Here is a 15,580-nt window from a genome sequence, read left to right on the forward strand (position 1 = left end):
GGACCGCGCGTCGACCCCAAAAGTTCCCCAATAAGCCATAGCTAACGTAAGCTAGACTACGCGTAACCTGTTACAACAATTGGAGCAAAGATGCTTAAGTTGACATGGCACAATCTCTTCGCCGCCCTAGTCGTCACCGCCACGGCTCTCACGGCCACAGCGTGCAGCCCCGGGCAAGGCGAGACCGCCCCGGCCGCGACAGCTGAAGCGACGGTGACGATCGAGGATGCGAAGGCGTCAGTTGCCGGCCTCGAAAACCCACCCACCTTTGAGATCCAGGCGCTTTCGGCAGAGGTTCCGACCGGCAAGGTCGTGGCGCACGTGAACTGTGGCGCTCCGGTGTGTTCACCGGGCTCACTGAATGAGCCGGTGCATGCGCTCGGCTGGCAAATGGATCTTTATGAATTCGACCTTGGCAAGGGTGCGGAGGACTTTCTCCGCGCCTTTGACTCCGCGATTGCCGCGGCGCCTGACTATCTTGTTGTCAACCTGAACTACGGGACCGAGATCGCCCAGAGGCAGCTGGCGGCTGCCGAAGAGGCCGGCATTCCCGTCGTTGGCGCTGGCGCTGTGGACGTGTCCCAGATGGCCTTGATGACTCAAAGCCCCGTGGCACTGGAACAGGCGGGAATCTATATGGCTGATGTCGCAGTGGCTGACGCCGGTGAAGCCATCCACGTAGCCGTGCCAACCGACATGTCTCTGCCGTCGCTGGCATCGATGACGAACGGCGCCGTCAACCGAGTGACTGAATTTGCCGATTCCACCGCGGACGTGATCGAACTGAGCTTCGGCCAGCCGCAGCCGACCAACGTTTCAGCCATAACTAATTATTTGCAGAGTAATCCCGAGACCGACTACCTGCTCTTTCCCGGAAGCGGCTTCTATCCGGGTGTCAGTCAGGCGTTGGCTGCCGCTGGGCTCACTGACAAAGTGAAACTCATCCTTGCGCTTCCTGGTGAGAGCGATGTAAAGGCAATCGCGAACGAAGAATTTATCGCCGCAGTTGCGGGCGAATTCAGCTACCACTGGCGTCAGATCGACGCGCTAGCGCGCCTCGCGGTTGGGGATGCGATTGAGACGAAAACACCGTCAAACCACTTCCGTTTACTGACCTCAGAAAACCTAGCTGTCGAAGGCATTGACCCGGCGAACTTCAAGGAGATTTATCTCGCGGCATGGGGAGTGTAGCCGAAGCGACTCCGTCGGCGCTTGGGTGATGTCACCAATCACCGGCTAGCGCACACAGCAGGGTTCGAAGGAGAACACGCTATGAAAATCTGTAGATGTCACACTCAACTTCGGGCGCGTTCATTTCCTTGCGCAATACGCCGCTCTCGGGTTGGATCGAGTGGTCTTCTTGCTGCCCAGTAGGACCACTCACGATGAGAAACGTTGACTTATCCGGGAGATTGGCACCCTGGCGCAAGAAATGAAATAGGAACTGCCTTGCTAGGACCATGTGCAAAGAAGTATCTATCGATTGCTAACGAAAGGGCTGCCCGGTGAGTGTTTCGCAGAGTTGGGAGACGTTCCGGATTACACGGGACGGCGCGGTGGCGACACTTACGTTCACGCGACCGGATGAGATGAACAAGTTCGATGTGCTTCAGGAAACTGAATTTCTAGCAGCGTTGAAGCAACTCCGTCACGCGGACGATGGCACGCGCGTCGTTATTCTCGCGGCAGAGGGGAAGGCGTTCTCTGCGGGTGGCGATGTAGGAACTGTTCGCAACATGGCAGAAGACTCGGCCGCGCGAAGAAGAGCTATCTCTATGGGACTCGAGCTCATGAATGAGATGCTGTCTTTCCCGCTCCCGATCGTGACGGCTATCCAGGGAGCGGCGATGGGCCTTGCCGCTAACATCGCCTTCGCGACGGATGTCGTGGTCGCTTGGCGGCATGCGCGCTTGGCTGATCCGCATGTGAAGATTGGACTCGTCGCAGGAGACGGCGGTGTGGTTGTGTGGCCTGCCTCGGCAGGAATTCTGCGCGCGAAACGTCACTTGCTCACCGGTGACCCAATTACCGCAGAGGTTGGCTACGCGCTCGGACTTGTCACCGACCTCGTCGATAGTCCCGAAGAAGTGCTGCCGCTGGCGCAGGAGATTGCGCAGAAGATTGCCGCGCTTCCGCCACTGGCAGTCCAGGGCACAAAGGCAGCTTTCAACCGAATACTCAGTCAACGTGCCGGGGAGGTTCTGGAACTGAGTCTGCAGCTTGAGGGCATGACGATGGCCTCGCGCGACGTTGTCGAGGCCGCGTCGGCATTCATCGAAAAGCGTCCGGGTAATTACTCAGGCACGTGAGTGAGCTTCACTCTCATCACTAACGAATTCTCAATGGAGGCTACAAATACCATGAGCAACACGATTGAAATTCAGACAGAGACGGCCGCTTCCGTGCCGTCAAAAAGCGACAACAAGTGGGTTGCCGTAGCTCGCTCACTCGCCCCGTTGGTTGAGTCCGAGGTGGAGCAGGGGGCCGCCGACAAGATGGTCACCCGCAAGGTGATCCAGGCCTGGAAAGATGCCGGGCTGTATGGCCTGCTACAACCAGCAAGGCTTGGCGGCGGAGGCCTCGACACTGTCTCTTACTTGGAAGTTGCGGAGGAGATCTCGCGCCAGGACGCCTCCGCTGGTTGGACATACGCCATTCATACTGTGGGGACGGTCTTCCCGGGGATCCTGATGCCGGAGAGCACGTACCGCGAGATCATTGGGCCTGACGCCAACAAAGTCGCGTGCGGATTCGCATTTGGGAAGGTGCCGGGGACGGCTAGGCCGGTCGAGGGCGGTTACCTCGTGCAGTCGGAACCGATGCCTTTCGGGTCTGGCACTCAGCATGCCGACCGCGTGGCAAGCGCGCTCTACCTCCTCGACGCCGACGGTGAGCAGGTTCTTGACGATAGCGGAGCGCCGATCACTGTCAATGTCTATGCCGAACCTGAGAATATCGAGTGGCTTCACAACTGGGATCCCGCCGGGCTTGAGGGAACCGGGTCCGGCCACTACCGCATCAAGGAGCATGTGGTTGAGGAGAAGTGGCTCACTGTAGCAACCGGCGAGAGGGCTCCTGACACCCTTTTCAATCAGGGTTTCTTCCCGATTGTGCACCTGCATCATGCTGCGGTCGGGCTCGGGATTGCGAAGCGGGCTATCGAGGAACTGGCTCGGGTTACGAACGGCAGGCGACGCGGAGAGATTGCTGCGGTCGACGAGCACCCGGTTTTCCAAGCCGATTTCGTTCGTATCGACGCAGAATACCGCAGCGCGAGGGCGTTCATCATGCAGGCTTATCGGGACCTGTGGGACGCTGCGGAGGAGGGGCGGCCCACCGAGCTGGAAGAAGCGCGTGTACAGCAGGCGAATCTCAATCTGCATCGTGCGATGCGCGAGATCGTGTCCACGGCATCAATTTGGGCAGGCTCCGAAGTGATTCCGAGGGGTAGCGTTTTCGCTCGGATCAACGCAGATACCGCTATCGCATTGAACCATTTGATTCTGAGCCCTCATCAGGCAGTCGGTATTGCGCCCCTGCTGATTGAGGATGCACGTGCTGAGGACGCACCGGCTTGAGGACGCACGTGGTCGGGATGCCCGAAGAGGGGATCATCGGGCATCCCGGCCGCGTGACGACTATGTGAGGTGCGGCGGAAGGGAAGACTTCCGCGTCAGGGGGATCTAGGGGCCCCCTGGTATTCCGGCAGTAACTGCGGGCAATGGACCGGCTCAACGCGCTAGCTGTACTAGGACAGGACGTTGGTTGCACGGTGGAAGGGCGACGACCTTTTAGGTTGGTGGTTAACCACGAGTGCCAATTGAATCTAGTGGTCTTCATGGTCCACCGTAACTCCCGTCTGGCCCATGCCGGTAGGTGGATACTGGTTGAGCGTATTATGTCCGGCGGCCGGCAGCACACTTGGCCAGGGAAGTGGGCGTCTCCCGCACCTGTGCGTACCGGTGGTAAAGCCACTACCGGCAGCATAGCGGGGACGGGCTGGAAGACCGCTCGTCCAGGCCTCGCTCGTGCCCGCACGCTGCGGATGAAGAGCTCGTCGCGGACGTGCTCAGGCAGCGTGCCGAGCACCGCGAAGGCGCCCTCGAACTGGGCGTGCGCTGCGGCGTGCATCCGCGCGCTGTCTCGCGGAACCTAGCCCGGGCAGTCAATGCCCCGGCTTTGGGAGCTGGACCCGGTCACCGGAGTGAGGATCCGCGCCGGACGGGCCACGGAACACCGGTACGAACGCGAGGCCGAGGCGAACTGCTGCACGTTGACGTGAAGAAACTCGGCCGGACCTCGACGGGCGGCTGGCGTGCCCACGGACGCAGCGAGTCAGTGCGCGGGCGTGCATGTGGCCGTTGACGGTCCTTCCCGGCTGGCCTAAGGCGAGGTTTTGGGAGACGAAAAAGGCGCCACCTGCGGCGCTTTCCTGTCCCGGGCCGTGGCGTTCATGGCAACGCACAGAGCACCGGAGGAAAGGGGCATGACCGAATATGCGCTGGCCTACCGGCGCTCCCTCGACTTTCCAGTCCATCCTCAAGAACCTAGGTGCCAAAGCACAAGCTCATTAAACCCCGGCATCCGTGGCATAACGGCAAGGCAGAACGCTTCGACCGGACGCTTCCGGAAGGTTGGGTGCCGGCGCCCCTACGCCTCAAACCAGGAACGAGCCGACGCCCTAAGCGCCCTCAGGGGCCAATGGCCCGTCAGCTGTACTTAACAGCCTGCTGTTAAGTACAGCTAGCGGCCCCTGTCCGGATGGGCAAATGGCTCACTGGGCCATCCGGGGAGATCCTGAATTGCGGGCTGCGGCTTATGGGAGGCTGCGTACGCGCCTCCATCCAAAGGTATTTCAGCACCATTTATCAGCGATGATTCATCGGAAAGTAAGTGCGTTGCAACCGTCGCTACTTCGTCAGGCCGTCCGATCCTCCCAAGTTGCCATGCTGCGTTCGTGCTGCGGTAGCCGGGAATTTGCAGCGCTTGTTGAGCCCGTGCTGTCCCACTATCGACAAATCCTAAAGCTAAGCAATTGCAGCGGATTCGGTAGCGGGAATAGTACGTTGCAATCGACCGATTGAGCGCCACCATCCCGCCTTTTGCAGCGGTGTATGCATCCATCCCCATAACACCCCTGCTAGCCGCAAGGGATCCGATCAGAACTATGGAGCCTCCTCCACCGCTCTCGATCATCGCTCGCAAACCGAACTTTGCCGAGAGAAAGACTGATGTCAAATTCGCCGCGATCATCTTGTCCCAATCACGCGTGTCAATTTCACTTATCGGAGCGTCTCCGTTGCCCTGCTCTGTGCTCGCCGCGTTCACGACAAGTCCGTGAAACCCCCGTCCCGCCGCCATTATGGCCTCGAAGAGCCCCTTCACTTCGTCTGCACTGCTAACATCGGCAGCCTGGTAAACGGCTTCGCCGCCCTTGGATTCGATGTGGTGCACGACCTCGCGGCCGGCTTCTGTGTTTCGCCCGGTGACCATCACGAGCGCACCCTCAAGGGCAGCGCGCTCCGCTATGGCGCGCCCGATGCCGCGCGTAGAACCTGTGATTAGGACGGCCCGACCCTCTAGTCGCGGTGAAACAGGCACAAACCGGCTCGATTCCATTGAAAACCAATCCTCTAGACGCTGCGTGCATGCACCTGGAAAATCGCCGCTGCATGCACGTTCTTGCTGAGCTATCGATCGCTATGCTACATTATTTTCACAAGGCTTTTTCACGGTCAACGGTGACCCCCGCGTTCCCGCCGCCCTGAGCGCGTCGGAACATGGCGAACGGTCCCCTTTGACTCTCACGACGCAGCTGAGTTCCATATGGACTTATCGCTCGCTCACCAGGAGGTGCACGTTGCTTGCAAGTTATGCGGCACAAGGGGAGGACGCAGCGCAAGCTGCCGACGCTGACCTATTCAAGTCCGCGTTTCGACACCACCCAGCCGGTGTTGCGGTCGTTACTGCGGATGCTGGCAATGGGCCGGTCGGACTCACCGCGACATCCGTCATCTCGATTAGCGCGGAGCCCCCGGTGCTGGCGTTTTCTGCATCTGAACTATCATCCAGCACGCCGACAATTCTCGAAGCGGAGACGGTCGTCGTGCATATGATCGATCGCGAACGCTTGAACCTCGCCGTGCTATGCGCAACGAGCGGGATTGACCGCTTCGCCGACACCTCGCTGTGGGAGCGGCTTGAGACCGGCGAGACCGTTTTCACGTCGGCTCCCGTGTGGATCCGAGGCAAGGTCATCCAACGCTTCCCGGTTGGTGGCTCCACGCTGATCGTGGTGCAAGCGCTCGAAATCGGGGGGAGCGACCTCGTCGGCGCTTCCAATCCGCTCGTTTACCACGACAGGACCTGGCACCAATTAAGTGACTCCTCGGCGTTGGATCGTTAACTCGAGCAACTCGCTGTAGCGGCACCGCTATCGCCCGTGGAGCATGCAGGCTCATCTTCGTGTGGATTTGCTATCTGGCCGCCTCCTTCGTCTATCGAACGCCAATGACGGAGATGCGCCTCCCTCGTAGCATTCTTCATCAACCGTGAGGCATGACCTGGCCTTATTCGAGCATCCGTTGAATCAAAGGAGATTATTGTGCTTGAAGCTACCGTCTGCGAGTCCTGGCTGGGCCGTCTCGAAGAAGCACTCCAGTCGACGGATGAAGCGGCTCTGAATTCGCTCCTTTCCGAAACCGTCACGTGGCGCGACCTGCTCGCCACCCACTGGGACCTTCGAAATTTCTTAGGCCGCGACAGAGTTTCTACGCAATTGTTTGCCGGTCTCAAGGAATGCGGAGCACGCTCCTTCAGGCTGAGGGCGGGCAGAGGGCCCGCCGCTGAGAGACTTAGCGGGGACGGGTCTGTCACAAGCATCTCTGCATTCTTTGAATTCGACAGTTCGCGGGGGCACTCGAGCGGCTTCCTTCGGCTAGTCCAGTCATATGGCGACTGGCGTGCCGAAACAATGATGACGCAGTTGGACCAGATCCAGGGGCACCCCGAGATGGTCGGGTCCTTGCTGGATGAGTCGAAGAACTACACCCCGACGCGAAACCGAGTCCCTTGGGCAGAGGCGCGAAAGCGTAAATCCGAGTTCGCTACTGAAGACCCGCAGGTCGTCGTGGTAGGCGCAGGCCACAACGGGCTCGCCGCAGCTGCCCGCCTCGAGGCTCTGGGCCTCACGGTGCTCGTCTTGGACAAGCATCCTCGCGTCGGCGACAGCTGGCGGAATAGATACGAACTCCTGTCTCTGCATGACCACGTTGGATCAGACCACATGCCGTACATGCCACTCTCGCCGCGATGGAAGAAGTGGACTCCGAAGGATAAGTTCGCCAACTACCTTGAGCACTATGTGGAAGCTTTGGAGTTGACCGTCTGGACGGGTACGACGCTGCTGGATGCTGTCCCCAACGACGCAGAGGAGCGGTGGACGCTCCGAGTTCGCCGCGCAAACGGGGAAGAGAGAACTCTCCAGGCCCGCCACCTGGTCATGGCACCCGGTCTCAACGGACCTCCGAAAGTACCTGCGCTGGAAGGCATGGAAGACTTCAAGGGCGAGGTGATGCACGCCAGTCAGTATCGCGAAGGTTCACGCTGGTCAGGTAAGAACGCGCTGGTCGTAGGTGCCGGAGTGACCGGTCACGAGATGATGCAGGACTTGTGGGAGCACGGCGCTAACGTCACTCTTCTGCAACGCTCGGCGAACTACGTCATCGATCTTGACACACACCACAGGCTGTCCTTTGCCCCGTATCTTCCGGAATCAGGTCTTTCACTCGATGAAGCTGACCTAATCGCCTGGTCTGTTGCGCCCGGTGCCGTCGTAAACAGTGAAATCCTCAGGAAAAGCACTGAACTCGCCGCAGAAACCGACAGGGAAACCCTCGACGGCTTACGCAAGATTGGTTTTGCCCTCGACTTCGGACCCAATGGTGGCGGGTCAACAGACCTGTTCTTGAACGGGCTCGGGGACGGTGTGCCAAACACCGGATTCTCGTCGCTGCTTATCAACGGCGATGTTGCATTCAAGCAAGGTGCCGGCATCAAGCGACTGACGAAGGTGGGTGCAGAACTCACCGACGGCAGCGTGATCCCGTGCGACCTTGTTCTGCTGGCTACGGGCTACGAGAAATACCGGGAAGCATGCAGGGCGGCAATCGGCGACGTCGTAGACCGGGTGGAAAGACTTTTCGGTGAGGGCGTCGGGCCGGACGGCGAGCTGGGTCGCACATGGCGCCGTTCAGGAGTTCCAGGATTGTGGTTCACAACAGGCGGCGTCCCTCAAGTCCGCGTCTTTTCCAAGGTGCTCGCGCTCCAGATCAAAGCGGTCGAAGATGGCTTGTTGCCCTGGGGCGAGGACATCGACGAAGCAGCTAGGGGAGTCGAGGCACCTGCTAGTCTCGGCGACGAAACAGGGCCGCGCCTCATCGGTGTTGTCTGAATCGTGATTTAGCGCAATAAAAGCACGAGGCACCCAGCCAGCAAGGGTGCCTCATGTCGACCCAGTAGCGCACCGAATCAGTTGGGGTGGCACGGTCACGCCCCAGCGATGCTCTGACGCGTCCCAAGGTGTGGCAGGAGCCGCCCAAGCTGCTCGCTGTCAGTAGGCTCTGCCGATATGCAGATTACCGTGATCCCGTCGCCAGCAATAGCAACGAGATACCTTTTTGGGCCACAGCCCTGATTCTGGATTGCGCATTCCACTTCGGCTCGCGGTTCCGCCACCTCGTGTGCAGTTAGGTAGCGGTTTCATCGTTCAACAGGGCACGCTGACTCTCCAGTAAGGTGTAACGACTTATCATCGCACCCTTGCCAGAGCAACTTAGTGAGCGCTAGTGTGATACTGGTCTCGCGATTGCGGACTCTTGACGGTTGAACGGGGAGAACTAATGGTTGACAGGCTTAAGGGCAAGGTAGCGATTATCACCGGAGCGGGCTCAGGAATCGGCCTTGCCACAGCGCGGCGATTCCACGCACAGGGCGCACAACTGGTGCTTGCTGGCAGAAGCGACGCTGTGCAGGCTGCGGCTGACGAGCTGGGTGATGGGGCCATAGCCATCCGTGCCGATGTTTCGGATGCAGCGGACGCTCGGAAAATCATCGATCTCGCTGTCTCGAAGTTTGGCGGTTTAGATATCGTCTGCAACGTCGCGGGAGCCAACCCGGACCCGGTGACGTCCTTCGCGGAAGAAACTGACGAGGCTTTCGATCTCATGGTGGATGTGAATCTTCGCGGCGTATATAACACCATGAAGGGTGCCCTCCCCCACCTTCTCGAACGCGGAGGAGGTTCGATCGTCAATGTTGCATCCAGTGCGGCGCTCATGGGGACCCCGAGCCTGAGTAGCTATAGCGCCGCGAAGACAGGTGTGCTTGGTCTAACCCGGAGTGTTGCCCTTGAATATGCCGCCCAAGGCGTCCGCGCCAATACAGTCTGCCCTGGGGCGATCAAGACTCCGATGTTTGATAGAGGAGTGGCAAGCAACCCGGGAATGGCGGATTACCTCATCGATATGATTCCGCTGCGTCGTGTCGGGACAGCCGAGGAAGTGGCTGACGCCATGCTTTACCTCGCGAGTGATGAATCCTCGTACGTGACAGGCATCGCGCTCCCGGTGGAGGGCGGACAGACCGCTAAGTGACCCGCGTATCGAGCCCATCGAAAAGCGCAAGTCTAGGAAGGGCTGGAAGTCCTGACGCGCTGCCGACGCATCTCCGAGAAACTCCCGGCGCATCGGTGCGCCAGAGACAGCAATCAGCGGGAAGACTGCTGCGCTCCAAGCCAGCTTTACCTAGACGACTGAATGCCACAAAGCCATAGGAGGCTGATATGTCCAGAATTCTGACGCAAGAGCAAGACGAGCTTCGCGCAAAGGTGCGCGCTTTCGCACGCGATGTCCTTCGACCTCGCCGGCTAGAAGCCGACAGTCCATCGTTTTCGATCGAGATGAATCAGTTGATGGGCCAGGAAGGGCTGCTTCGCACCGTGATGCCCAAGTCCGCCGGCGGGGCAGAAATGGGGACTATGGGAGGAGTGCTGGTGGTCGAGGAGCTCTCACGAGAGTGCCCCGCCGTCGCCATGAACGCGATGAACCAGATGCTGTTCCCCCTGAACATGCTTATGAACCCGCTGGCGTCCGAGCGTTGGCTCGAAGGAGCGCTTGCTGGCGAGACCACAGTCGCAGTGGCCTTCACTGACCCGGTCGGAATCGCCAATTATGCCGAACATCCGGAAATCGCCAAGCGTGATGGGGACGACTACGTTGTCAACGGAGTCCGGTATTACGTGGGGCAAGCTCCGTTCGCTGACATGATCGGCGTGGGCGGGTTGTTTAACGACGACATGCATATGTTCTGGGTCGATGCGCGTCAACCGGGCGTGACGGTCACGGATATGCCAAGGATGGGCTTCGGCGCACCCTGGGGCCGTGTAGAGATGAACGACGTACGAGTGCCTGCGGAGCTCGTCAACGATCTGAGCGCCCTAGTCAAAGATCGCAAGCTCGCCAACATCGGGGGCACCGGAACTGCGTCAACGCACTTCATCACAGCGGCGGCGCTCGGGATTGCTGAAGGTGTGTGGGAAAAGACCGAAGCCTTCGTGCGAGAGCGAACCGTCCGCGGTGAGCCGCTTGCTGCGATGCAAACCGTTCAACACAGGCTCGTGCGCATGAAGCAGAACATCGAAGCGGGCCGTTCGATGCTGTACGACGCCGCCCAGCTTGTGGATGCGGGCAAGGGCGACAGCATCATCGACCACCTCGTGAAGCCATTTGTCACCGAGATGGCGGTTGAGGTCGCGCAGGAGTGCGTCACGCTCCACGGCGGTCGTGGGTACTTGCGTTCGGCCGGAATCGAGATCTACCTGCGTGATGCCATCGGAACGCTCATCGGCGAGTGCACGACTGAGATGCACTACTCAACCGTGGCAGCAGTGATGGGATTCCCCGGAGCCGAGCCGGGTGCGTTCTGAGCGCAGCGACAATTGGACCGACGGCTACAGTTGCCACGCGCACCTATCGAGCGCTAGTGTGAAGGCGTTACAATGAACACTCGCTGGCGCCCCGTAACAACAACCACGACAACATGGAGAACTCAATGGTGAGATCCACTTTCAGGAGAATCGCGACATTCGCAGGCGTTTTGACGCTCGGAGCGGTGCTAGTTGCTTGCGGATCCGAGGCGGAGTCGCCGCGCACCCCGGCTGGTGCTTCATCCGGCGATTCGCGAGTGATCGAAGAGGCGAAGGCGACGGTTGCGAAACTGTCGGGGGACCAAGAATTTGTCATCGAGCCGTTGCCCGAGACACCGCCGAAGGGCAAAGTCGTCGCGCAGGTCAACTGCACGATCCCGCAGTGTGGGCCGGGAGAATTGGACGAGCCAGCTGCGGCACTCGGCTGGACCGTGGAGAAGTTTGACTTCGACATAACAAAGGGGGCCCAGGACTACTTGCGTGCCGTCGATGCGGCAATAGCCTCCAAGCCGGACTACTTGTGGCTCGTCATGAACTTCGGTGAAGAAGTCGTCGCGCGACAACTCGCCACTGCGGAGTCCGAAGGCATTCCGGTGATTGCTGTGGGAGGCGGGACAGCGGGGGACGATGTCGACGTCATGATACAGAACTCGCAGACGCTGGCGCTTGCTGGAGAATATGCAGCTGACGTGGCACTGGCTGATGCAGGTGGGTCCGTGAATGTGGCGATTCCTCTCGATCCGTCCACGCCGAGTCTGGTCGATATGGCGAACGGCGTGAAGGATCGTTTGGCTGAAGACCCGAGTTCTAACGCGGATCTCATCGAGCTGAGTTTCGCACAGCCTGCTCCCGCGAATGCGAGCGGCATCATCAATTACCTCCAAGCCAATCCCGACACCGACTACGTGCTCTTTCCGGGAGCCGCGTTCTATGCCGGCGTACAGCAGGCACTTCAGGCGGCCGGCCTAGCGGACAAGGTCAAGCTTGTATTGATGTACCCGTACCCGGGGACGGACACTCAGGCAATCGAGAATGGTGAATTCCTGGCATCAATCGCCGGCGAGTACTCGCACGAATGGCGGTCGATTGACGCCATGGCGCGCCTGTCGGTGAACGAGGCACTCCCTACGAAGGACCCGATCGGCGCGTACCGAATCTTGACCGAGGACAATGCGTCTGAAGACGGGTACAACCCGCCGAATTTCAAGGAAGTGTACACGGCTGCTTGGGGTTACTGAGAATCTGTCCTGATGGAGAGCTGGCGGTGAACCTTCGCGGAGCCGCCAGCTCTTCGCGCCTGTTGGGGAGTTCGTCAGTTCGGCCTAAGGCCTCAAGTGAGAAGGCGCAGAATGTCTACTAGTTTCCGGAGTTTCCCTGTCTTTTGGTCATGGTGCATGCTGCGTGAGGTGACTGTTAAATGAGGCAGTGGGAAGTGACTGGGCGGGGGCGGCGCAACCTTATTCTGGGGGAGGCCCAGATGCCTGTTCCGAAGGCAGGGGAGCTGCTCATTAGGGTTAGTGCCGTCGCTCTGAACTACCGCGACAAGGTTTTGCTTGAACGCGGCGGAGGGCCGAGTACAGACGCGCTGAAGTTTCCATTCGTGCCCGGTTCCGACATGGCGGGGCGAGTCGAGGCTGTAGGGGACGGAGCGCATCGCTTTGTGCCCGGTGATCGTGTCATCACAACCTTCTATCCACGCTGGGAAAAAGGAAGAGCTCCGGCCGGCGTTACTGCTCGAGATCCTGCGGACCTTGCACTTGGTGGCGCCCTGCCGGGTGTGCTGGCGGAATACGTATGCCTCCCCGAGGAGTGGGTCGTTTCTGCTCCTCGGAGGCTGGGCGACCCCGAAGCGAGCACGTTAGTGTGCGCCGGAACCACCGCCTGGTCTGCGGTGGCAGCACACCGTGACGGGTTAGAAGGCAAGACCGTGTTGGTCCATGGAACGGGTGGGGTAGCGATCTTCGCGCTTCAAATCGCGAAGGCAAAGGGCGCTGATGTGGTTGTCGTCTCTCGGAGCGACGACAAACTGGCCCGTGCCAAGGCCCTCGGCGCAACGGATGCGATTAACAGGACCGAAGAAAGTTGGGTCGAGGCTGTCTACCGTGCCACGAATGATCGTGGTGCGGATCTGATCGTGGACACCATCGGGGGTGACAACCTTCGTGACTCGCTGCGCGCGGTTGCGCCTGGCGGGGAGGTGGCTGCCGTTGGGTTGCTCGGCGGCTCTGAGTTCAGTGGGCAGCTCGCAGTACTTGGCGCGAAGAGGGCAATAATTCGCGGCGTTTCGGTGGGGTCGCGGGAGGCCACAGAAGCGCTCGTGTCGATGGTGGACATGCACGACCTTACGCCGATTGTCGGCGGAAAATATTCGTTCGAAGATGTCCATGTCGCATTTACTCATCTTGAGCGAGGACCCTTCGGCAAGGTCGTTATCGCGCTCTAGTGGACGCCATCCTGACGCGGGTCATCTCCTGAAAATCGCCCCCGGCCGATGCTGAGGCCTGATCCCGCCACCCTCGGCGAGTCGAGGGTGGCGGGACTTAGCCACCTACATCGTCCCCCGAAGCAACGCGGCTGGGTGCGGGCTCTGCAAGTGCGGAGTGCTCGAGCCAAACATCTTTTCGCGAAGAGTCCCGGTAGCGTACTCCCGTTTCATCAGGTTGCGTTCTTGCAGCAGCGGCACGACATGGTTGATGAAGTCGCTGTAGGTGCCAGGGGTAATGAGCGAGATCATGTTGAAGCCATCTATGCCGGCCTCAGACCACTTCTCAAGTTCGTCCGCGATTGATTCTGGTGTGCCGACGATCTCGTACTTCGCGGCGAAGTCGAGCGCAAGGTCTCGAACCGTCAGGTTCGCGTTAGGGCCGTAACTGTCGATGATCTGCTGAAGAGCGGCCTTAGAGGGTGCGTTCTCAAGTACCGTCGTCAGGGGCGTGTCCGGATCGGTCTTTGCGAAGTCAATTCCCATGAACGCACCGCCATGGACCATCGTTGCGACCGGATCGCGGAAGGCTTCGAACGAGTCATGTTTCGCCTGAGCCTCATCCATCGTTGATCCCACCACGAACGACAGAGCAGCGAAAATCTGTAGGTCCTCTGCTCTCCGCCCTGCCTCGACCGCACGCCGCCGCAGGTCAGCGACGATCGGCGCGGCTTCCTCTGGGGTTTCTGCCAAGATAAAAACGCCCTCCGCGTGGCGCGCAGCGAAGTTTCGACCGGTATGCGAACTGCCAGCTTGGAAAAGAACTGGCGTGCGCTGTGGCGACGGGGCGACCAAGAATGGTCCCTCGCTGCTGAAGTACTTGCCTTGATGATTGATTTTGTGAACTTTCGCAGGGTCGGCATAAATGTTGCCGGCGACATCCCGTACCACCGCTCCGTCGTCCCATGACGCCTCCCACAGTTTGTAAGCGACCTCTACGTACTCCTCGGCAATCGCGTAACGCTCGTCGTGTGCGACAAGGTCTTCCAGCCCCACATTTCTGTGTGCGTTTGCGGAGGAGCTGGTGACGATGTTCCAGCCGATACGCCCTCTTGTAAGGTGGTCCAACGTGCTGACCGACCTCGCGAAAGAGAAGGGAGGGTGCTGAATCATGGAGCTGGTGAAAACAAAACCGAGATGCTCTGTCGCTTGCGCCATCGCCGAAATCAGCATCAGAGGGTCGCTAGCTGGAAACAGCAGACCTTTCTCTGGGTAGACATCCCACCCGCCGCCAAACTCCCCGCCGAGCCCAACACCGTCCGCCAGGAAGATGGCATCGAAGCAGCCTTGCTCGGCGAGTTGGGCGAGCTCGACCCAAGTCTCAAGCTCGTTGTGCAGAACAGCTTTGTTCTCTGGGTGTCGCCAAAGCCCCATTTTCATGTGGGAAACGGTGCTCATTGCAAACATGTTGAACTTCATAGGACGAGCCATGCTTCGGTCCCTCTCTCCGTTGAGATGCGGTTCACTAGGGTGAAACGACGCAGATGTGGTCAAGGGTGACAGTACAGCAATCTTTGGAGCGCTCGCTAGGTAGGCCGGGGGAGAGGCCAATCTTGGGGATCCCCAGATCGAAGGACGGTACGAGCTTCACCGCTAACAGCATCGGCTCGTTCCTCGATCGGGTGCTTACCAAGGTCTCATCGGGTCAGTTCCGCTTGCCGGAGAAGCAGCGGCAGTGATGGGGCGTGGCGTCAGCGGCCGTCACGCGTTGGTGCCGGCAATGTGGCGGCATGCCGCCACTCCGTCCGAAGCCGCCTTCGGCTGAGTTGCGGGGCGAAACAGGCCCGGCGTGGAAGGGTAGGGCATGGGTTTAAGCGTGGAGGCCGGAGCAGACGCGGACTGGATCAGGATTGACTCCCACATGAATTGATCCATATCTGCACTCAGACGGGAACTGATCTTGTGTCTTAGCGCCGGCCGCCGTTGCGCGCACCGCGGGAGCCAACGATGTCGCTGATAAAGCAGCGGCATGAAACCCGGAGCGGTTCAAGGGCCTGCTTGCGCCCGTCGCAAAAGTTGGCGTTTCTCCGGGCCCTCAAACGCCGCGCTAAAGTGACTTGACACACTCCTTGAGTATAGCTAGCGTTACATTCGCTCGATCCGAACTTATGCAA

The 15,580-nt window shown here is 59.7% G+C and carries 11 protein-coding genes; 9 read left to right on the plus strand and 2 right to left on the minus strand.

Going from position 1 to position 15,580, the window contains the following annotated elements:
- Positions 1 to 90 precede the first annotated feature (90 nt).
- From AC5RUP_RS14935 to AC5RUP_RS14945, 3 genes are all read left to right on the plus strand, one after another.
- Positions 91 to 1,191 (plus strand): sugar ABC transporter substrate-binding protein, encoded by a 1,101-nt coding sequence (locus tag AC5RUP_RS14935; protein WP_494158707.1) that lies wholly within the window; start codon positions 91 to 93, stop codon positions 1,189 to 1,191.
- A gap of 314 nt (positions 1,192 to 1,505) precedes the next feature.
- Positions 1,506 to 2,309, plus strand: a complete 804-nt coding sequence (locus AC5RUP_RS14940; RefSeq protein ID WP_494153029.1) for an enoyl-CoA hydratase/isomerase family protein — start codon at positions 1,506 to 1,508, stop codon at positions 2,307 to 2,309.
- 51 nt (positions 2,310 to 2,360) lie between these two features.
- Entirely contained in the window at positions 2,361 to 3,578 is a 1,218-nt protein-coding gene (locus AC5RUP_RS14945) for an acyl-CoA dehydrogenase family protein (protein WP_494153028.1), read from the plus strand.
- A gap of 1,165 nt (positions 3,579 to 4,743) precedes the next feature.
- On the opposite strand, the gene AC5RUP_RS14950 is transcribed toward AC5RUP_RS14945, so the two are convergent.
- The gene (locus AC5RUP_RS14950; protein WP_494153027.1) at positions 4,744 to 5,619 is read right to left on the minus strand and encodes an SDR family NAD(P)-dependent oxidoreductase; all 876 of its coding nucleotides are present in this window, start codon (positions 5,617 to 5,619) and stop codon (positions 4,744 to 4,746) included.
- Between the two features lie 241 nt (positions 5,620 to 5,860).
- Between AC5RUP_RS14950 and AC5RUP_RS14955 the strand changes: the two genes are divergently transcribed.
- From AC5RUP_RS14955 to AC5RUP_RS14980, 6 genes are all read left to right on the plus strand, one after another.
- Positions 5,861 to 6,406, plus strand: coding sequence for a flavin reductase family protein (locus tag AC5RUP_RS14955; RefSeq protein ID WP_494158708.1), 546 nt, complete (start codon positions 5,861 to 5,863; stop codon positions 6,404 to 6,406).
- 198 nt (positions 6,407 to 6,604) lie between these two features.
- On the plus strand, positions 6,605 to 8,452 hold the full coding sequence (locus tag AC5RUP_RS14960; RefSeq protein ID WP_494153025.1) for an FAD-dependent oxidoreductase: 1,848 nt from the start codon (positions 6,605 to 6,607) through the stop codon (positions 8,450 to 8,452).
- 448 nt (positions 8,453 to 8,900) lie between these two features.
- On the plus strand, positions 8,901 to 9,653 hold the full coding sequence (locus AC5RUP_RS14965) for an SDR family NAD(P)-dependent oxidoreductase (RefSeq protein ID WP_494153024.1): 753 nt from the start codon (positions 8,901 to 8,903) through the stop codon (positions 9,651 to 9,653).
- Between the two features lie 188 nt (positions 9,654 to 9,841).
- Complete coding sequence (locus AC5RUP_RS14970; protein WP_494153023.1) at positions 9,842 to 10,984, plus strand: acyl-CoA dehydrogenase family protein; 1,143 nt, start codon at positions 9,842 to 9,844, stop codon at positions 10,982 to 10,984.
- A gap of 113 nt (positions 10,985 to 11,097) precedes the next feature.
- Positions 11,098 to 12,222: a sugar ABC transporter substrate-binding protein gene (locus AC5RUP_RS14975; RefSeq protein ID WP_494158709.1), complete on the plus strand. Its 1,125-nt coding sequence runs from the start codon at positions 11,098 to 11,100 to the stop codon at positions 12,220 to 12,222.
- A 239-nt stretch (positions 12,223 to 12,461) separates the two neighbouring features.
- On the plus strand, positions 12,462 to 13,427 hold the full coding sequence (locus tag AC5RUP_RS14980; RefSeq protein WP_494153021.1) for a zinc-dependent alcohol dehydrogenase family protein: 966 nt from the start codon (positions 12,462 to 12,464) through the stop codon (positions 13,425 to 13,427).
- A gap of 105 nt (positions 13,428 to 13,532) precedes the next feature.
- On the opposite strand, the gene AC5RUP_RS14985 is transcribed toward AC5RUP_RS14980, so the two are convergent.
- The gene (locus AC5RUP_RS14985; RefSeq protein ID WP_494158710.1) at positions 13,533 to 14,897 is read right to left on the minus strand and encodes an LLM class flavin-dependent oxidoreductase; all 1,365 of its coding nucleotides are present in this window, start codon (positions 14,895 to 14,897) and stop codon (positions 13,533 to 13,535) included.
- Positions 14,898 to 15,580: the final 683 nt, after the last annotated feature.

This window comes from Arthrobacter sp. Y3223151, from assembly GCF_059091125.1.